At 54.6% G+C, this 16652-nt stretch carries 17 protein-coding genes; 8 read left to right on the top strand and 9 right to left on the bottom strand.

From position 1 onward, the window contains the following. Nucleotide 1 precedes the first annotated feature (1 nt). From MT343_RS04980 to mraZ, 6 genes are read right to left on the bottom strand one after another with little or no spacing between them, the layout of a single operon-like run. The gene (locus MT343_RS04980) at nucleotides 2-1387 is read right to left on the bottom strand and encodes a UDP-N-acetylmuramoyl-tripeptide--D-alanyl-D-alanine ligase (protein WP_145469579.1); all 1386 of its coding nucleotides are present in this window, start codon (nucleotides 1385-1387) and stop codon (nucleotides 2-4) included. After that, entirely contained in the window at nucleotides 1377-2873 is a 1497-nt protein-coding gene (locus MT343_RS04975; protein ID WP_145469580.1) for a UDP-N-acetylmuramoyl-L-alanyl-D-glutamate--2,6-diaminopimelate ligase, read from the bottom strand. The genes MT343_RS04980 and MT343_RS04975 overlap by 11 nt, the downstream gene beginning before the upstream one ends. Beyond that, on the bottom strand, nucleotides 2870-4594 hold the full coding sequence (locus MT343_RS04970) for a peptidoglycan D,D-transpeptidase FtsI family protein (RefSeq protein ID WP_145469581.1): 1725 nt from the start codon (nucleotides 4592-4594) through the stop codon (nucleotides 2870-2872). The genes MT343_RS04975 and MT343_RS04970 overlap by 4 nt, the downstream gene beginning before the upstream one ends. Continuing rightward, nucleotides 4591-4827 (bottom strand): cell division protein FtsL, encoded by a 237-nt coding sequence (gene ftsL, locus MT343_RS04965; RefSeq protein WP_145469582.1) that lies wholly within the window; start codon nucleotides 4825-4827, stop codon nucleotides 4591-4593. The genes MT343_RS04970 and ftsL overlap by 4 nt, the downstream gene beginning before the upstream one ends. Nucleotides 4828-4841: 14 nt before the next feature. Next, nucleotides 4842-5777 (bottom strand): 16S rRNA (cytosine(1402)-N(4))-methyltransferase RsmH, encoded by a 936-nt coding sequence (rsmH, locus tag MT343_RS04960; RefSeq protein WP_145469583.1) that lies wholly within the window; start codon nucleotides 5775-5777, stop codon nucleotides 4842-4844. Then, a complete protein-coding gene (gene mraZ, locus MT343_RS04955) occupies nucleotides 5774-6229 on the bottom strand; it encodes a division/cell wall cluster transcriptional repressor MraZ (RefSeq protein ID WP_145469584.1) in 456 nt (151 codons plus the stop codon). Before mraZ ends, rsmH begins: the two co-directional genes overlap by 4 nt. A 504-nt stretch (nucleotides 6230-6733) precedes the next feature. Here mraZ and efpL point away from each other — a divergent pair. The 3 genes from efpL (at nucleotide 6734) to MT343_RS04940 (ending at nucleotide 8899) form a co-directional block, all read left to right on the top strand. Beyond that, nucleotides 6734-7300: an elongation factor P-like protein EfpL gene (efpL, locus tag MT343_RS04950; protein ID WP_145469585.1), complete on the top strand. Its 567-nt coding sequence runs from the start codon at nucleotides 6734-6736 to the stop codon at nucleotides 7298-7300. A 125-nt stretch (nucleotides 7301-7425) separates the two neighbouring features. Continuing rightward, on the top strand, nucleotides 7426-8238 hold the full coding sequence (locus MT343_RS04945) for an ion transporter (RefSeq protein WP_145469586.1): 813 nt from the start codon (nucleotides 7426-7428) through the stop codon (nucleotides 8236-8238). 10 nt (nucleotides 8239-8248) lie between these two features. After that, entirely contained in the window at nucleotides 8249-8899 is a 651-nt protein-coding gene (locus MT343_RS04940; RefSeq protein ID WP_145469587.1) for a DUF502 domain-containing protein, read from the top strand. Here MT343_RS04940 and MT343_RS04935 read toward each other — a convergent pair whose 3' ends face one another. Further along, entirely contained in the window at nucleotides 8900-9403 is a 504-nt protein-coding gene (locus tag MT343_RS04935) for a hypothetical protein (protein ID WP_222428578.1), read from the bottom strand. It lies immediately after the preceding gene. Nucleotides 9404-9504: 101 nt separating this feature from the next. Beyond that, nucleotides 9505-10824 (bottom strand): adenosylmethionine--8-amino-7-oxononanoate transaminase, encoded by a 1320-nt coding sequence (bioA, locus tag MT343_RS04930; protein ID WP_243989461.1) that lies wholly within the window; start codon nucleotides 10822-10824, stop codon nucleotides 9505-9507. 209 nt (nucleotides 10825-11033) lie between these two features. On the opposite strand from bioA, the gene bioF reads away from it, so the two are divergent. The 5 genes from bioF to MT343_RS04905 all read left to right on the top strand — a co-directional run bounded on the left by bioF (nucleotide 11034) and on the right by MT343_RS04905 (nucleotide 15742). After that, nucleotides 11034-12233 (top strand): 8-amino-7-oxononanoate synthase, encoded by a 1200-nt coding sequence (gene bioF / locus MT343_RS04925; RefSeq protein ID WP_145469588.1) that lies wholly within the window; start codon nucleotides 11034-11036, stop codon nucleotides 12231-12233. After that, entirely contained in the window at nucleotides 12230-13030 is an 801-nt protein-coding gene (locus tag MT343_RS04920; RefSeq protein WP_145469589.1) for an alpha/beta fold hydrolase, read from the top strand. Before bioF ends, MT343_RS04920 begins: the two co-directional genes overlap by 4 nt. Continuing rightward, entirely contained in the window at nucleotides 13027-13857 is an 831-nt protein-coding gene (bioC, locus tag MT343_RS04915) for a malonyl-ACP O-methyltransferase BioC (RefSeq protein WP_186435953.1), read from the top strand. Before MT343_RS04920 ends, bioC begins: the two co-directional genes overlap by 4 nt. 17 nt (nucleotides 13858-13874) lie before the next feature. Further along, nucleotides 13875-14594, top strand: a complete 720-nt coding sequence (bioD, locus tag MT343_RS04910; RefSeq protein ID WP_145469591.1) for a dethiobiotin synthase — start codon at nucleotides 13875-13877, stop codon at nucleotides 14592-14594. Nucleotides 14595-14692: 98 nt separating this feature from the next. Further along, nucleotides 14693-15742, top strand: coding sequence for a cyclic nucleotide-binding domain-containing protein (locus MT343_RS04905; RefSeq protein ID WP_145469592.1), 1050 nt, complete (start codon nucleotides 14693-14695; stop codon nucleotides 15740-15742). A gap of 21 nt (nucleotides 15743-15763) precedes the next feature. On the opposite strand, the gene MT343_RS04900 is transcribed toward MT343_RS04905, so the two are convergent. After that, nucleotides 15764-16645 carry a TIGR02285 family protein gene (locus MT343_RS04900; RefSeq protein WP_186435954.1) on the bottom strand — a complete coding sequence of 294 codons (882 nt, stop codon included), beginning with the start codon at nucleotides 16643-16645 and terminating at the stop codon, nucleotides 15764-15766. Between the last annotated feature and the right edge of the window lie 7 nt (nucleotides 16646-16652).

Here is a 16652-nt window from a genome sequence, read left to right as displayed (position 1 = left end):
ATCAGTTTTCCTCTGTATTTTTCTGCAGCGCCTGAACCACCTGATCCATACCAGCGCTACGTGACCCTTTAACAAGAATGACATCCTGTTTAGTGGTCTGTTGTTGTAAATACCGCACCAATTCTTCTTTGGTTGCGAACCAGTGCGCTCCGGCGCCAAATGCCTCAACCGTTTTCCGGCTGCGCTCGCCCGTTGCCAATAAATGCTGAATTCCCTGCGTTTTGGCGTACAGACCAATATCCACATGGGCAGCCAATTCGCCTTCACCAAGTTCGGCCATATCGCCCAATACCAGCCAGCTCTGTGCCGCGTGTTTTAACACGTCGATAGCTGCTTTGACTGACGCAGGATTGGCGTTATAAGCGTCATTTAAAATCCGCTGACCGGCTTGCCCATCCAGCCAGTGCAAACGACCGGAAACCGTGGTTGCCTGTTGCAGACCCTGAATAATTTCAGCAGCACTCAGCCCAAGCGCATAAGCCGCGGCACTCACAGCCAGCGCATTACGCACATTGTGTTCACCCAGTAATGGCAGGCGAACTGCATATTCTTCACCGTCCAGATGCAGTACAAAATGACTGCCCTGAAGATCACAGCGCAAAGCACTGGCACGTACGTCCGCTGAGGCAGAAAATCCAAAACTGAGCAATTTAACCGCCGCTGCGCGCTCTGCCCATTCGCCATAGAACACATCATCGGCATTTAAAATGGCGCAGCCGCCTGGCTGAATAAAATCGAGCAACTCACCTTTGGTCTGCACAATTCCCTGCAGACTGCCAAAACCTTCAAGATGAGCTTCTGCAGCATTGGTAATAATGCCAACCTGAGGTTTAACCCACTGTGCGGTGTAAGCAATTTCACCGGCACCACTGGCACCCAGTTCAATGACGGCCGCCTCATGCTCAGGTTGTAATGCCAGCAGCGTCAGCGGCGCACCGATATGGTTATTCAGATTGCCCTGTGTCATCCATGTGCGGTAGCGCTGTGCCAGTACACTACTCATTAATTGTTTCACACTGGTTTTACCGGCACTGCCGGTTACGGCAACCAACGGCCCGTGAAACTGACTGCGGTTCCAGCCGGCAATCTGCCCCAGCGCGATCAGGCAATCCGTTACCCGGATTAACGGCAGACACTGTGTCAGGGCAGTATCCACATCCTGATCAATCAGCGCAGCAACCGCGCCCTGCTCTGCGGCCTGAGCAATAAAATAATGACCATTAAAACGTTCACCGCTTAATGGTACGTACAGATCACCGGCTTTAATGTTACGGCTGTCGGTGCTCACACCATGAATCATGTCATCATCAAGCGCAGCTGCCGTATTATCCTGCAGCTGCCCATGCACAATTTTAACTAATTGCGACAGCGACAAATTACTCAGCATGATGATCTCCGCTCAGTAACCGTCCGGCCTTGCGATAACCCGCCTGAGTTAACACTGAGGCATCGCTGTAGGGTAATTTCACGCCCTGAACTTCCTGATAATTTTCATGACCTTTGCCGGCAATAAGTACAATACCGGCAGCAGTTGTCATATCCAGTGCCTGTGTAATGGCACGGCTGCGATCATGTTCACAATAAAAATCGCTGGTATTCTCTGCGCTGAGTGCATCGGCAAAAATCTGCTGCGGATCTTCGCTGCGCGGATTGTCGTCTGTCAGCCAGACTACATCCGCATGCGCGGCAGCTACCTGAGCCATCAGCGCGCGCTTGCTGCGGTCACGATCACCACCACAGCCAAATACCGCAGTAATTTTTTTATTCCAGGGCTTAAGTGCCTGCAATACATTCAGCAAAGCATCCGGCGTATGGGCAAAATCGATAACCGCCAGTGGCGCATCATCTTTTACATACAACTCCATACGTCCGGCCACCGGCTCCAGTTTTTGTGCAGCCGCGAGCAGCTGCTTAAAATCAAATCCTTGCAAGGCCAGTGCAGCAATCGCAGCCGTTGCATTGGCCAGATTAAATTCACCGATTAATGGCAGGACCAATAAACCATTGCCCCATGGGGTATCCAGCCAGGCCTGCATTCCACGGGCCTGCATCTGCACAGCGGAATACCGCACTGCAGCCTGCTCGCTTTGGCCATAGGTAATGACATTGGTATTTACTGCTGAATCAGCGGCCAGTCGGCGGCCATAATCGTCATCAATATTAATTAATGCCGCTTCAATATCATGACCAACGAATAACTGACGCTTTGCCGCAAAGTAATCGGCCATACTGCCGTGATAATCCAGGTGATCCTGGGTGAGGTTGGTCAGCACGGCTACCCGAAAGTTCAATCCGGCCACACGCTGCTGCGTCAGACCATGGGATGAGACTTCCAGTGCGGCAAAATCAACACCGTTTTCCTGCATATTGTTCAGGTGACGTAAGATTACGGATAAATCGGCGGTTGTATTACGACTGGTCTGAAGATCTGGCCATACACCATTACCTAAAGTCCCCAATACGCCGCAAGGTACTGAACAAAAACCAGCCAGCTGTGCCATATATTGCGTCACAGAACTTTTGCCGTTAGTACCGGTTACCGCTGTCAGTTTCATATCCGCAACGGGTGCATAACGACGATGAAGCCAGGTGGTTAACGAGGCTGGAATTTCATTATTAAAGAAGACAGGGACGGCAGGAAAATGCGGGCTCTGTTCACAACGGAAGCCCAACTCACCTTCTGCCAGTACCGCAACCGCACCCTGCTCAATAGCTGCGGCAATATGTTCTTCGCCATGACTCTTCAAACCGCGACGGGCAATAAATACATCGCCAGGCTGTACATCGCGGCTATCGACAGCAACCTGTGCGAATTCACGATCCCACTCCGGCGGAATAAATAATTCAGGAGTAACCATCTGACTTAATTTCATGCCGGACCTCCTGCCATCTGTAACGCCGGTACACTGCCATCATCCGGAGCAACCTGACGCAGACGCAACGCCTGTTGCATAATGCGTGAGAATACCGGCGCTGCTACTTCACCACCGTAATATTCTTTGCCCTGAGGTGAGTCGATCACAACAACCAGCACCAGATCCGGGGAGGAAATCGGCGCTATTCCGGAAAATACCGCGGTGTATTCTGAATCTTCGTAACCTTGCTGACCCACTTTATGCGCAGTACCGGTTTTACCGCCAACGCGGTAACCGGCAACCCGGGCACGACTGCCGGTTCCCTGTTTTGAGGTAACAGTTTCCAGCATATCCAGAACCTGACGGGCAACTTTCGCTGGCATTACCCGCTGACATTCCGTCTGTGGTTGATTATTCATCAATAAACGCACCGGATTACGGCAACCACCCTGAGTAAAACTGGTATAGGCATGCGCCAGCTGCAAAGGCGATACCGATAAACCATAGCCGTAAGAAACCGTCGCCAGACGCAGAGCATCCATTTGCTCCGGATAAGGCAGGCTGCCTACCGCTTCTCCGGGAAAACCCAGCACTGTTGCCTGGCCAATACCGGCTTTGCTGAAAAAATTCCAGATATTCTCTGCCCCCAGCTGATGAGCTAGATAGGTAACTCCAACGTTGCTGGATTTGGTAATAACACCGGTAATATCCAGCACACCGTAATTACGGTGATCGCGAATGGTTTTATTTTTAACCCGCACATAACCCGGCGCTGTATTAATTTCGGAACCTGGGAAATAACGTCCGGAACTTAAAGCCGCAGCCACCGTAAAAGGTTTAATCGTAGAGCCCGGCTCAATAAGATCGGCGATAGCCCGGTTACGCATGTTTTCCGCACGCAGGCTGGCGCGGTTATTCGGGTTATAAGACGGCTGATTAACCAGAGCCAGTACATCCCCGCTGCGCGCATCCACCAACACTGCACTGCCGGACTTAGCATTATGCTGGGAAACGGCTGCTTTTAATTCGCGGTATGCCAGATACTGCAGGCGCAGATCCAGCGTTAACGCCAAGTCACCGCCTGGCTTTGGCACCGCATTAACTTTTAATTGTTTAATCACATTGCCATACAGGTCTTTAACCACCTGGCGCGAGCCTTCGCTGCCTTGCAGAAATTCATCAAAAGCCAGCTCCAGACCTTCCTGTCCATTACCGTCCACATCAACGATACCCACCGTGTGTGCGGTCACTTCTGCTGCCGGATAGAAACGGCGGAAATCATCATCACCATAAATACCGGCGATACGGCGTTTTAATACCTGCTGTGCCAGCTCCGGCTGAACCTGACGCTTAATGTATAAAAAAGAGCGACCCTGAGAGGCCGCCCGTTCAACTTTGCGCACCAGTTCTCTGGTGCTCAGACCAAGATCCGTGGCGACAGCCGGTAATTGCTGAACATTAACCTGCTGCGGATTCAGCCACAGCGTTACCACCGGAGTACTGACTGCAAGTGGTTTGCCATAACGGTCGGTTATCATGCCGCGCATTGCCGGCTGAACTTCTTCACGCACCGTACGCTTTTCACCCTGCTCAAACAGGAAAGGCTGATCCACGGTATGCAGCATAACCAGACGCACCAGAACCGCAGCCAGCAGACAGCCAAACACCACCAGCACCAGCGTAAAACGCCAGCGGGTGATGCCGCTTAATGTTGTCTCTTGGTTCGGTTGCGCATTCATTGTGAAAGCACCTGCACCTTGCCTGGTTCTGTCATGTTTAATTGTTTACGCGCCTGCTGGTCGATCCGGCCATGCGCAGTTAATGTGCTTTTTTCCAGCAGCAAACGGGTATGTTCCTGCAGCAGCTGCGCCCGTAATGCATCTTCCTGTTGCCACACCTGCAGCAGCACGCGGTGCCAGTGCACCACCCCGACCTGAGCCAGAGCAGACATAAGCACCACAGCCCACAACACGGCGACTCCTGCTTTCACGCCAACCGCTCAGCAATGCGTAATACCGCACTGCGGGCGCGGGCATTAATCCGTATTTCATCGTTGCCGGGCATAATCGCCTTACCCATTTTTTTCATGGTGCGGCCGAGCATGTCATCCGGCACCGGAATACCCGGAGGTAAATCACGGCCTTTTTCCTGTGCGCGGATAAAGCGCTTCACCATACGGTCTTCCAGCGAATGGAAACTGATGACTGCCAGGCGGCCATGTGGCAGCAACAGATCAACGCTGTCGGCCAGAATTTTTTCCAGATCACCCAGCTCGTTATTCACTGCAATACGGATTGCCTGAAAAGCACGGGTCGCCGGATGCTTATGTTTTTCCCAGGCCGGATTGGCTTCTTTAATTAACTCAGCCAGCTCGCGGGTACGGGTAATAGGCGCTTCAGCGCGGGCCTTGATAATCGCGCGCGCCATACGCTTGGCGAAGCGCTCTTCTCCGTATTCTTTTAATACGCGGGCGATTTCTTCTTCGGAAGTCTGGGCACACCACTCAGCAGCGCTCAGGCCGGCATCCGGATTCATACGCATATCCAGCGGGCCATCTTTCATAAAGCTGAAGCCGCGTTCAGCATCATCCAGCTGTGGCGAAGACACCCCCAGATCCAGCAGAATGCCGTTGATCTGGCTGATCCCCAGAGCATTAAGCTCGGCTTTCATATCGGCAAAACTGGCCTGCACAATCTGAAAGCGACTGTCTTCCTGCTCCAGCTCTTTACCGGTCTGAATGGCCAGCGGGTCTTTATCAAAACCAATCAGGCGACCTTCAGGTGCCAACTTACTCAGCAGCAGACGACTGTGACCGCCACGGCCAAAAGTTCCGTCCACATAAATACCCGCCGGATCATTCAGGCAGCCGTCGACCGTCTCCTGCAGCAGTACGGTGGTGTGAGCAAACTCACTCAGATTCATAACGACAGACTCTGTAGTTCTTCGGGTAATTGTTCGGGCTGACTGACCATATCCAGATACTCATCGCGGCGGTCTTCCCACAGCGACTTACTCCACAACTCCAGCTTCTTTCCCTGCCCCATCAGCACGCTTTCTTTTTCCAGCGAGGCATATTCGCGCAGCGGTTGCGGCAAAAGGATACGACCGGCGCTGTCCAGCTCCAGATCAGTCGCATGACCAATCAATAAGCGCTGAATGCGGCGGGCAACCGGGTTAAAGCTGGGCAGAGCCTCGATTTTGGCCTGGATCAGTTCCCATTCGTTTACGGGGTAAATCAGGAGGCAGCGTTCTTCAGTATCAATGGTGGCCACCAAACGGGCGCCACAGAGCTCCGCCAGCGTTTCCCGATATTTAGTCGGGATCGCCAGACGCCCTTTGGCATCCAGATTGATCGTGTGCAGCCCCCGGAACATACGTCCTTCCTGTTGGTTTGGGTGTGAATCCTCTGTCGGTGTAAGTAGTTACCAACCTCGTCAAAGTCCCACTATTACCCACTATTTTCCACTTTACGACACTATAGGAAGGCAAATAGCCTTTTGCAAGCCACTTCGGGGTGTGGATATCTGCATTTTTGCTTTATCTCACAAGGACTTAGAAAGCCTTAACGGCAAGGTGGGAAAATGTGGAGAGCAAATCTTAAACAGGACTGTGAGCCTGCATCACGAAGTTAAAGTAACTTCTGAGGTTAGTACTCACTTACATGAGGGTTTATATAATTTAGCTATAAGAAGTGACCACTAACTAATCATTAAAGACAGGCTCTGTGCAGCCGGGCCAATGATGGCGAAATCTGCGACGGGAAACCAGTGCAGAATTCTGCAGCCGTTGTGCAAAAAAATCTTCAGCCGGAATAATCAAGGCGGTAACATCGGCTCCCTTTACATCATCCTGCAAGCACTGCCACAAGGACCCCTTGCATGCCAAGAGCCAACGAACTGAAGAAAGGCGGCGTCGTCGAATTCAAGAATCAGACCTGCCTGATCAAAAACATCGAAGTGCAGAACCCGCATTCGCGCGGTGGTGCCACCCTGTACAAAATCCGCTTCCAGACCGTTCCCGGCCGGCAGAAGCTGGAAGAAAGTTTTAAAGGTGACGATCAGCTACAAGCCATTGAACTGCTGCGTCGCCAGATCGTGTTCTCTTACCGTGAAGAAGACACCTACTACTTTATGGACGAAGAAAGCTTCGACCAGTATCCGATCGATGCCGAAACCCTGGACACCGATGCGCTCTATATCAGCGAATCCCTGAAAGGCACTATGGGTCTGCTGGTCGATGGTCAGCTGATTGCCATTGAGCTGCCATCATCGGTAGAAATGACCGTAATCGAAACCAGCCCAGGCATTAAAGGCGGCAGCGCCAGTGCCCGTACCAAACCGGCCCGTTTTGCCACTGGTCTGGTCATCCAGGTGCCGGAATATCTGGAACAGGGTGAAACCGTCAAGATCAACACCGCTGAGAACCGTTTTATCTCCCGCGCCTGATTGATCTGGCAAATCTGAGGCTGGCGCAATGTATAGTTGCGTCAGCCTGTCTTGGCGAAGTCCGGCGGCTGTGACAGACTTCGCGTCGTCCTATCACCAGCCGTCATCCGACTTCAATCCAGACCATGAATATTCAGCAATTACAGGCCGCTTCGCAGGCCGTTCGTGATAACAAAGCCTTCGAACTCTTTGTTGTAGCCATCATTATTTTTTCTGCCCTTCTGATCGGTGCCAAAACCTACAGCATTCCCGACACTTTGATGGTGGTGCTGAACTGGCTGGATACCGGCATTACGGTTATTTTCCTGATCGAAATCGTTATCCGCTTTCTCGCGGCACCGGATAAGAAACGCTTCTTCCATAATGGCTGGAACCTGTTTGATACCCTGGTCGTGGTTGTCAGTCTGATTCCGGTCGATCACAGCGATATGGCTCTTATTGGTCGTCTGGTGCGTATTTTCCGCGTGCTGCGGATGGTATCTATCATCCCGGAATTGCGTATGCTGCTGAACTCGCTGCTGCGCGCGTTGCCACAGCTGGGCTATGTCCTGCTGCTGATGTTTATTATTTATTATATTTACGCGGCTATCGGCACCACCTTTTTTGAACCCATCAATGATGTGCTGTGGGGGGATATTTCCATCTCCATGCTGACCTTGTTCCGGGTGATGACCTTTGAAGACTGGACCGATGTTATGTACGAAACCATGGCGGTCTACCCGCTGTCGTGGATTTTTTATCTGAGCTTTATTTTCCTCACCACCTTTGCCTTTCTTAATATGGTCATCGGTATTGTGGTAAACGTACTTGAAGATGAACATGCACAGGAAAAAGCCGAGCAGGATGCCGCCGACGGCAAAGCTACCCTTGACGATCTGGCGGCAGAAATCCGCGAACTGAAAGCCCTGCTGCAACAGCAGCAACCACCAAAGTCCTGACGGAGTTTTTATGAAACGCTATCTGCTGCAACCGCTGATCAAAGGCTCCATGGTGGTACTGCCGTTACTGATTACCATCTGGCTGTTATGGTCTGCGCTGATGTGGCTTAACGGTCTGGGCCTGAGCCTGCTCGCCAGCCTGCATATTCCCAGCATTTTTCCTGGTATGGGCCTGCTGCTGATGCTGCTGGCTTTGCTGTCAGTCGGATTATTATTTCAGTTCAACCCGGTCAGCTGGCTGTATCAGTATGTGGAAGATGCCCTGCTGCGTTTTCCGCTGGTAAAAACACTGTACGGCGCGGTTAAAGACTTTGCCGCCATGTTCGATCAGGAAAAACAGCACAATCAACAGGTCGTGCTGGTCGATATGCCCGGCGATGCACAATTACTGGGCTTTATTACCGCCAGCAAAATTCCGCCGGCGGTGCAGAATGCCGGTGATAAGGAAGAGCTGGTCGCGGTATACCTGCCCATGAGCTACATGGTTGGCGGCTATACCCTGTTTGTTCCGCGCGCCCGCCTGACGATGCTCGACTGGTCGTTTGAAGATGCCATGCGCTTTGCATTAACTGCCGGAGTATCACAAAGCCAGGCACGCAAAACCAAAGAGCCGTTATGGCCCCTTAATGGTGACGATAAAAACAAAGGTGTCTCTGAATAATCAATCGGCGGCAATGTCACACACCTGGCGCGTCAGCGCCAGGAAGGCTCCCAGCGCCAGCAATAAAAAGGCACAGGCAACAAGAATCGCCACCGGATAATACAGATTACCGGCCAGATCGAGCTGGCTGTATTTAATAATCATAATCAGCGCTTCCAGCACCAGTGCAATACACACGGTGCCGACAAAACGGGTGATGGTGCGGCGGATATTCTGGAAAATATTTTCCCCGGCTTCTTCCGCCGCGTATTCCTTACCAACCCCCAACCCCAGCTCATACATTGCCAGCGCGATAACAAGCGTATTAATCGCCTTAATCACCAGCGTGACCATATCGCCATCACTGCTAAATAATCCGTTAAAAAACGTCGAAAACGATAATCCCACCAACAATAAAGCCAGCAGATGGAATACACCGGAAAATAATAAAGCGACGCCGGTTTTGTATTGATGAAGCAAAGGCTGGGCAGTGTTTCCCGATGGAGTCAGTAACGAATTCAGCATAAGTCGGTCCCGTGACAGCGTTAAAAATACGTCTGTCTGAGACTGCCTCATCCCTGCACGGTTCCTTCTTTTTTTACAGCCAAAGCACAGCTGAAGTACAACTACAGGGCTGCAAGCGCTGCAAGCATTCCAGAAGTTAAGTGCGCAAGGTCGTTATCATCCATCACCAAAGGCGGCATCACATACAGCAGATTACCAAATGGCCGCACCCAGATACCGCGTTCCACACAGGCTGGCTGCAGTTGCGCCATGTTCACCGGCTGCTGCATTTCAATCACGCCAATAGCACCCAACACACGGACATCAGCAACTCCCGGTAACTGACGTGCCGGCATTAATCCCGACAGCAGTCCCTGCTCCAGACGCGCGACCTGCGCCGCCCAGTCGTTTTCCAACAGTAAATCGATACTTTCACAGGCCACCCGGCAAGCCAGCGGATTGCCCATAAAAGTCGGGCCGTGCATAAAACAGCCAGCCTCACCAGTGCTGATGGTTTCCGCAACCTGTGAGGTAGTAAGCGTTGCCGCCAGTGTCATATAACCACCGGTCAGGGCTTTGCCAAGGCAGAGAATATCCGGTGTGATTCCGGCCCATTCACAGGCAAACAAACGTCCGGTGCGACCAAAACCGGTGGCAATTTCATCGGCAATCAGCAGCACGTCGTATTCATCACACAGGCGCCGCGCCTCGCGCAGGTACTGCGGGTGATAGAAGCGCATACCTCCGGCTCCCTGCACCACCGGCTCAACAATCAGGGCGGCTATGTCGGCATGATGCTTTTGTAACACCTGCTCCAGTGCGCTGCAGTCGGCGGCATCCCAGTCGTCATAAAAACCCGTCTGCGGCGGCGGAACAAAATATTGCTGCGGCAGAATACCGGCAAACAACTGGTGCATCCCACGGGTTGGATCACATACCGACATCGCCCCCAAAGTATCGCCGTGATAGCCGCGTTGCAGGGCCAGAATCTTATGTTTACCGCTAAGCCCGCGGGCCTGCTGATACTGCAGCGCCATTTTCAGCGCCACCTCCACCGCCACCGAGCCAGAATCCGCCAGAAACACCTTATCCAGCCCCGCCGGCGTCAGCGCCACCAGACGCCGTGCCAGCTCAATGGCCGGACTGTGCGTCAGACCGCCAAACATCACATGACTCATCTGCTCAGCCTGCTCCAGCAGAGCAGCATTCAGACGCGGATGGTTATAGCCGTGTACCGCACACCACCAGGAAGCCATGCCATCGACCAGCTCGCGGCCATCGGCCAGCTGCAGCCTGACGCCACGGGCCGCAACCACCGGCCACACCTGCGCCGGATCAGCCATTGAGCTGTAAGGATGCCAGAGGTGTTCACGGTCAAAAGCCAGATCGGGTTTCTGTCGCAGCATGGAAGAAGCCGGGTGAGAAACAGATGAAAAATGCATAGCAACTCCTGACAGTGGAAGAGACCCAGGCCGAGGCAGGCCCGGCTCCGGACCGTTCCGCAGTAAACTTGTAAACCATTTTTAAATTGACTGGTTAACCATCAGCATTATGATCAGCCGCAACTCCCCTGTCGAGTCGGCAACAGAAACAGACGAGCCGGCAACAGCGACAGGCTTTAACCCATTCAGAAAAGGCACCCTCAGGCAGCATGAGCTGGAACCAGCGTATTCAACAGGCACTGCATGAACGCCAGCAACAGCAGCTGTGGCGCCAGCGCGCTCTGCTGGGCGATGTGCAGCAGACACACACCCTGCGCAACGGCCAGCCGGTGCTGAACTTCTGCGCCAATGATTATCTTGGTCTGGCCGCCTGTGGTGCTGATGATCTGGCCCATGCCGCACAGCGCTGGGCGATGGGAAGTGGTGCTTCACATCTGGTGTGTGGCCACAGCAGCGCCCACCATGAGCTGGAGCAGGCACTGGCCGCGCACTGTGGCTATGAGCGGGCGCTGTTATTCTCAACCGGCTTTATGGCAAACCTCGGCACGATTGCCGCCCTCGCCGGACGTGGTGACGAAGTGCTGCAGGACAAGCTCAACCACGCTTCACTGCTGGATGGCGCCTTGCTCAGCCGCGCCAGACTCAGCCGTTACCGCCATGCCGATTACCACCATCTGCAACAGCTGCTGGACGTGCCGGCCAACGGCGAACGTCTGATCGTCAGCGACAGTATCTTCAGCATGGACGGCGATCTGGCCGACGTCCGTCGCCTGAGCGAACTGAGCAGCAAACACAACGCCCTGTTAATGATCGACGACGCCCACGGCTTTGGCGTACTGGGCAGTACACTCAGCACACCCAACATCGAACCCGCTGCAGGCCAGGGAGTACGGGCCTATTTTGGCCTCAGTCCGCAACAGCTGCCGCTGTACGTCGGCACTCTGGGCAAAGCGCTGGGCGGTTTTGGTGCTTTTGTTGCCGGCAGTGCTGACCTTATCGATTACCTGATCCAGTTTGCCCGGCCTTACATCTACACCACCGCGCTGCCACCAGCGCTGGCCGAAGCAATGCTGGCCAACCTGAAGCGTCTGCAGCAGGGCGACCGCCAGCAACAGTTGCAGGCCAATATCCGCTATTTCCGCCGTCAGGCCGCCAGTCTGGGTTTATCGCTTATGCCGTCAGAATCAGCCATTCAGCCGCTGCTGATCGGTGACAGCGGTAGCGCCCTGCGGCTATCTGAGCAGTTGCTGCAACGCGGGTTGTGGGTCAGTGCCATCCGTCCGCCCACCGTACCTGCCGGCAGCGCCCGCCTGCGCATAACCCTGAGTGCTGCACATCGTCAGAGCGATATCGACTTACTGTTAAACGCCCTCGCTGAATTGCTGCCGGTTCAGGAGGCCAGTGCATGAGCCAGCCTATCTCCCCATGGCGCCTGCTACGGACAGAAAGCCCCGGCCCCGACTGGTTCTGGCTGCCGGGCTGGAGTTTTGCCCCGGAAGTCTTTGCCCCGCTCTATAACCAGCTGCCGGGTCATCACTATGGCTTTGATTATTCCGCAACAGGTGTTGCAGACAACAGTGACTTCAACAGCTGCGCTCAGGCTCTGATCAATCAGGCTCCCGCCAGTCCGCAACGTCCGGCGATCTGGGTTGGCTGGTCGCTGGGGGGGGCCCTGGCCTGCGCAGCGCTGTCTGTTTCTGCAGCGGCATCAGCAACGCAAAAAACGGGCAATATTACCCTGATCACACTGGCCACCAGTGCCACGTTCTGCCGTTTACAGGCGGAGGACGAGTTTGGTCTGGATGCCGATCTGCTGCAGCAGTTCAGCCAGAATATGCAGCAACAGCCGGAGAAAACCCGGCGCCGCTTTCTCGCACTCTGCACTCAGGGCGCCGCTGACGCACGGCCACTCAGTCGCCTGCTTGCCAGCCACCAGCTGAGTGATCCGGCTACCCTGCTGCCGGGCCTCGACTGGCTGCGCAGCTATCGTCTTAACCCTGCAACCGGCAACCGCCTGCAGGTCAGGCAGGAACAACACTGGCTCGGCAGCCACGATGCGCTCAATGCCGGCGGACTCAACCCGGTGTATTACAGCCCCGGCCACAGTCATGCCTTTTTTCTCGAACCCGAGGGACAGGCCGCCCTGTTAACCCGGCTGCAGGCCTTATGCTGCCAGCTCAAACCGGCCAGCGGAGCACAGGGATGAACGCTGAATGTCTTTCTCTGCAAACGCCCGGCGACAGCACGATAACGCTGCAGCGTGATAAACGTCTGGTGGCACAGCAGTTCAGCCGCGCCGCCCACTCGTACGATCAGGCCGCAGGCATTCAGCTGCAGGTGCGCAATCAATTGCTCAGCCGTCTGCAGCGCGTAAACGGGCCGCTGTTTGGTCACTGGCTGGATATTGGCTGTGGTACCGGACAGACCCTGCCACGTCTGCACCAGCTGGGCGCACAACAGGTTTGCGGTATTGATCTGGCCTGCGGCATGATCAGCAGTGCCCGGCGCTTTGCCAGCCCGGCCATCGCCCTGTTACAGGCCGATGCCGACCAGATTCCTCTGGCCGATGCCAGTTGCGATGGGCTGTTTTCCAGCCTGATGCTGCAATGGAGCGAGCAGCCGCACAGCACCCTGCGGGAATGGGCGCGGGTGCTGAAACCCGGCGGCACACTGGCCCTGGCAACGCTGCTGCCCGGTACTCAGCGGGAGCTGTTACAGGCCTGGCGCAGCATCGACGACAAGCCTCATGTAAATAATTTCATCAGCGCCGCAGACCTGCAGCAGGCACTGTTGCAGGCCGGGTTGCGCAGCGTCAGCCGGCAGCAGAGTCTGTTGCAGGAGTATTACGACTCACTCACCAGCCTGCTGCGCAACCTCAAAGCCATTGGCGCCACCAATGTGAACCCCGGCCGGAAAAGCGGCCTGGGCGGCCGCCGGGCATTGCAGCAGCTGGATAACGCTTATCCGCGTGACCGCAATGGCCTGCTGCCGCTGAGCTATCAGGTCCAGTGGCTGTTGCTGCGTAAAGAGTAAAATGGGAACAGAGCCAAATGACACAGCGCCTCTTTATTACCGGCACCGATACTGACGCCGGCAAAACCCTGATCAGCGCCGCCTATCTGCTGAAAGCACAACAGCAGGGTTTAACCTGCCTGGGTCTGAAACCCGTCGCCGCCGGTTGTGAACGTAAGCCTTCCTCTTATCTGATGCGCAACAGCGATGCCCTGCTGCACCAGCAGTACAGCCAGCCGGCACAGGATTACAGCGTCCACAATCCCATCGCTCTGCAGGCGGCGATTGCACCCCATATTGCCGCGCAACAGGAGCAGTGCACACTTACTGTGGACAGTCTGATGCAGGCCTGCCAGCCCGCCCTGCGTCAGCAGCCGGATCTGCTGTTATGCGAAGGCGCCGGTGGCTGGTTGGTACCATTAAATAACGCAGAAACCCTCGCCGATTTTGCCTGTGCACTGGGCGCCCCGGTGATTCTGGTGGTGGGAATGAAACTGGGCTGTATTAACCACGCACTGCTCAGTGCCCGCGCCATACAGCAATCCGGCTTAGCGCTGGCAGGCTGGGTGGCCAACCAGCTGCCACCGGGGATGACCGCAGCACAGGAAAATCTGCAATTCCTGCAACACTGGTTCAATCAGCAGAATGTTCCCTGCCTGGGGGTTATTCCGCCTATCGACGCTCTGAATTGCACAGATAAGCAACAATTACAGGCCGTTTCTGACTGTCTGCATTGGCCTCCGGGCCTGCAGTTGTGAATAACAGGCACAGCAAAAAACGGCAGGCTTCGTGATAGTGTGCAAAAATACATTCATCGTGTGTTATTTCATTCGTCATTGGTCAGGCCAGAAACACCATGGAAGATTCTATCAATCCATCTTCAGCAACCGCGCCGGATACGGCCCTTACGACAGAGCAGATTCAGCGCTTTATTCCCTTTGATGAGCTGTCTGCCCATGCTGTCAGCGAGCTGTTGCCGCATTTCCGTGCCTATTCGCTGGCCGATAAAAAGATTCTGTTCAAACGTGGTGAAGAAGACGACGAATGTCACTTTCTGCTTGAAGGAACGGTCGACCTGGCCGATGACCAGTTCCGTATTACCCAGATTAAAGGCGACGATGACGAAAACTTTCTCGCTCTGGATGCCAGCCATCCAATTCACCGCCATGCGGCCATTACCCAGTCGCCCTGCCAGTTGTTTGCTATCAAGCGTCAATATCTGGAGCTGATCACCACATGGTCGGAGTTACGTCAGGCCTATGATCAGGAAGAAGACTCTGAACACGACTGGCTGGAAAGCCTGCTCACCTCCGATCTGTTCAACCGTGTACCACCGGCCAATATCCAGAAGCTGCTGGCCCGTTTTAACGAACGTGAAGTGTCACTCGGTGAAGAAATCATCCGTGAGGGCGAAGAAGGCCATGAGTGCTATGTGATCAAAAGCGGCAAGGCCATTGTCAGCCGTAAAGTAAATAACAAACAGGAAACCCTCGCCGCTCTTGGCAGCGGAGATCTGTTTGGTGAAGACGCCCTGGTCAGTAATCTGCCGCGTAATGCCAGCATTACCATGAGCAGTAACGGCGTGTTGATGGTATTAACCAAAGAAGACTTCGACACCCTGCTGAAAACACCGGTGGTTGAATACGTCAGCGAAAGCCAGCTCAGCGCCCTGATCGATGAAGGCGATACAGGTACTGTGGTGCTCGATGTACGCCTGCCACAGGAGGTCGCGGCCAGCCCGATTCACCGTGCGACAACCATACCACTGGCACAGCTGCGTACCCGTCTGAATGAATTATCCAAAGCCTTTGTGTATGTGGTTACCGGCGAAGGCCGGGCAGAAGCCGCGGCCTATATCCTCACCGAGGCCGGTTATCAGGCGCGGGTGCTGAAGCGCAGTGAATAGCGCAGCGCCTGCCAGACCGGTTCAGGGCCTGGTTACCGGTGCAATCATCTCTTCATAAGCTTTCATATAACGCGGCAGCGTATTGCGGTCGAGCCATACCGCCATACGCTGACGGTTGGTTTCGGTATTTTTCTGCTCAGCTACCCAGCGGTTTACCGCCGCCACCACGGTTTCTCCCCAGGGCGTTTTCGGGCAGGCCATGGCACCCTTGGCAAACTGCGGCAGCTCTTTGATCGACAGTGCCACCAGCTCATGCTCTTCCGGTGACTGAATCGTGTCGACCATATAACGGTTAATCCAGGGGTATTCGATAATGTAATCAATACGCCCCGACTGCAGCATACGGTACAGACTCAGCGGCCCATGCAGGCTGGAGAGCACCGTAGCACGCTGATACACATCGCCGGCACTCAGCAGATTATCGAGAAACACATAATAGGAACGGTCAGCCACCAGCCCCAGGCGCATATTGGTACGCGCCAGCATATCTGCTGCTGCAATGGTCATCTGCGGCGCAAACAGCGCCTGATAATCATCCAGCCGCACCATAAAGGCCAATGATGGAAACAACGCCGGAGAATCACTGAACAGGGTGTACTTTGCCCGCTCCGGAGTATACAGCGCCGCCGGATGGCAGATATTTTCCCCGGCACGGATCAGCTGCCAGGCCCGGGCCGGGGTCATCTCTTCCCGTACATGGCGATACTGCGGCATCGCCGCGATGACCAGATCCAGATAAGTATCGGCGATGCCCTTGCCTGCCATTGGTCCCTCGCTGATATGCAGCGGCGGATATGGCATCACAATCCAGCGCAACAGCGGACGATCATCTGCTACAGGCGTTTCCTGCGCCAGGCAGGACAGTGCCACCACAAACATCCCCATAGCCAACAGCCAACGCATATCAACC

The sequence above is a fragment of the Venatorbacter sp. C2-1 genome, assembly GCF_022832715.1.
GTDB classification, from domain to species: Bacteria; Pseudomonadota; Gammaproteobacteria; order Pseudomonadales; family Oceanobacteraceae; genus Venatoribacter; species Venatoribacter alkanivorans.
This window is presented reverse-complemented; position numbering and strand designations above follow the sequence as displayed.

What these genes read in the sequence shown, in the direction of transcription:
- MT343_RS04980 (WP_145469579.1), bottom strand. Translation starts at nt 1,387, where the DNA reads ATGCTGAGTAATTTGTCGCTGTCGCAATTAGTTAAAATTGTGCATGGG.
- MT343_RS04975 (WP_145469580.1), bottom strand. Translation starts at nt 2,873, where the DNA reads ATGAAATTAAGTCAGATGGTTACTCCTGAATTATTTATTCCGCCGGAG.
- MT343_RS04970 (WP_145469581.1), bottom strand. Translation starts at nt 4,594, where the DNA reads ATGAATGCGCAACCGAACCAAGAGACAACATTAAGCGGCATCACCCGC.
- rsmH (WP_145469583.1), bottom strand. Translation starts at nt 5,777, where the DNA reads ATGAATCTGAGTGAGTTTGCTCACACCACCGTACTGCTGCAGGAGACG.
- mraZ (WP_145469584.1), bottom strand. Translation starts at nt 6,229, where the DNA reads ATGTTCCGGGGGCTGCACACGATCAATCTGGATGCCAAAGGGCGTCTG.
- efpL (WP_145469585.1), top strand. Translation starts at nt 6,734, where the DNA reads ATGCCAAGAGCCAACGAACTGAAGAAAGGCGGCGTCGTCGAATTCAAG.
- MT343_RS04945 (WP_145469586.1), top strand. Translation starts at nt 7,426, where the DNA reads ATGAATATTCAGCAATTACAGGCCGCTTCGCAGGCCGTTCGTGATAAC.
- MT343_RS04940 (WP_145469587.1), top strand. Translation starts at nt 8,249, where the DNA reads ATGAAACGCTATCTGCTGCAACCGCTGATCAAAGGCTCCATGGTGGTA.
- MT343_RS04935 (WP_222428578.1), bottom strand. Translation starts at nt 9,403, where the DNA reads ATGCTGAATTCGTTACTGACTCCATCGGGAAACACTGCCCAGCCTTTG.
- bioA (WP_243989461.1), bottom strand. Translation starts at nt 10,824, where the DNA reads ATGCATTTTTCATCTGTTTCTCACCCGGCTTCTTCCATGCTGCGACAG.
- bioF (WP_145469588.1), top strand. Translation starts at nt 11,034, where the DNA reads ATGAGCTGGAACCAGCGTATTCAACAGGCACTGCATGAACGCCAGCAA.
- MT343_RS04920 (WP_145469589.1), top strand. Translation starts at nt 12,230, where the DNA reads ATGAGCCAGCCTATCTCCCCATGGCGCCTGCTACGGACAGAAAGCCCC.
- bioC (WP_186435953.1), top strand. Translation starts at nt 13,027, where the DNA reads ATGAACGCTGAATGTCTTTCTCTGCAAACGCCCGGCGACAGCACGATA.
- bioD (WP_145469591.1), top strand. Translation starts at nt 13,875, where the DNA reads ATGACACAGCGCCTCTTTATTACCGGCACCGATACTGACGCCGGCAAA.
- MT343_RS04905 (WP_145469592.1), top strand. Translation starts at nt 14,693, where the DNA reads ATGGAAGATTCTATCAATCCATCTTCAGCAACCGCGCCGGATACGGCC.
- MT343_RS04900 (WP_186435954.1), bottom strand. Translation starts at nt 16,645, where the DNA reads ATGCGTTGGCTGTTGGCTATGGGGATGTTTGTGGTGGCACTGTCCTGC.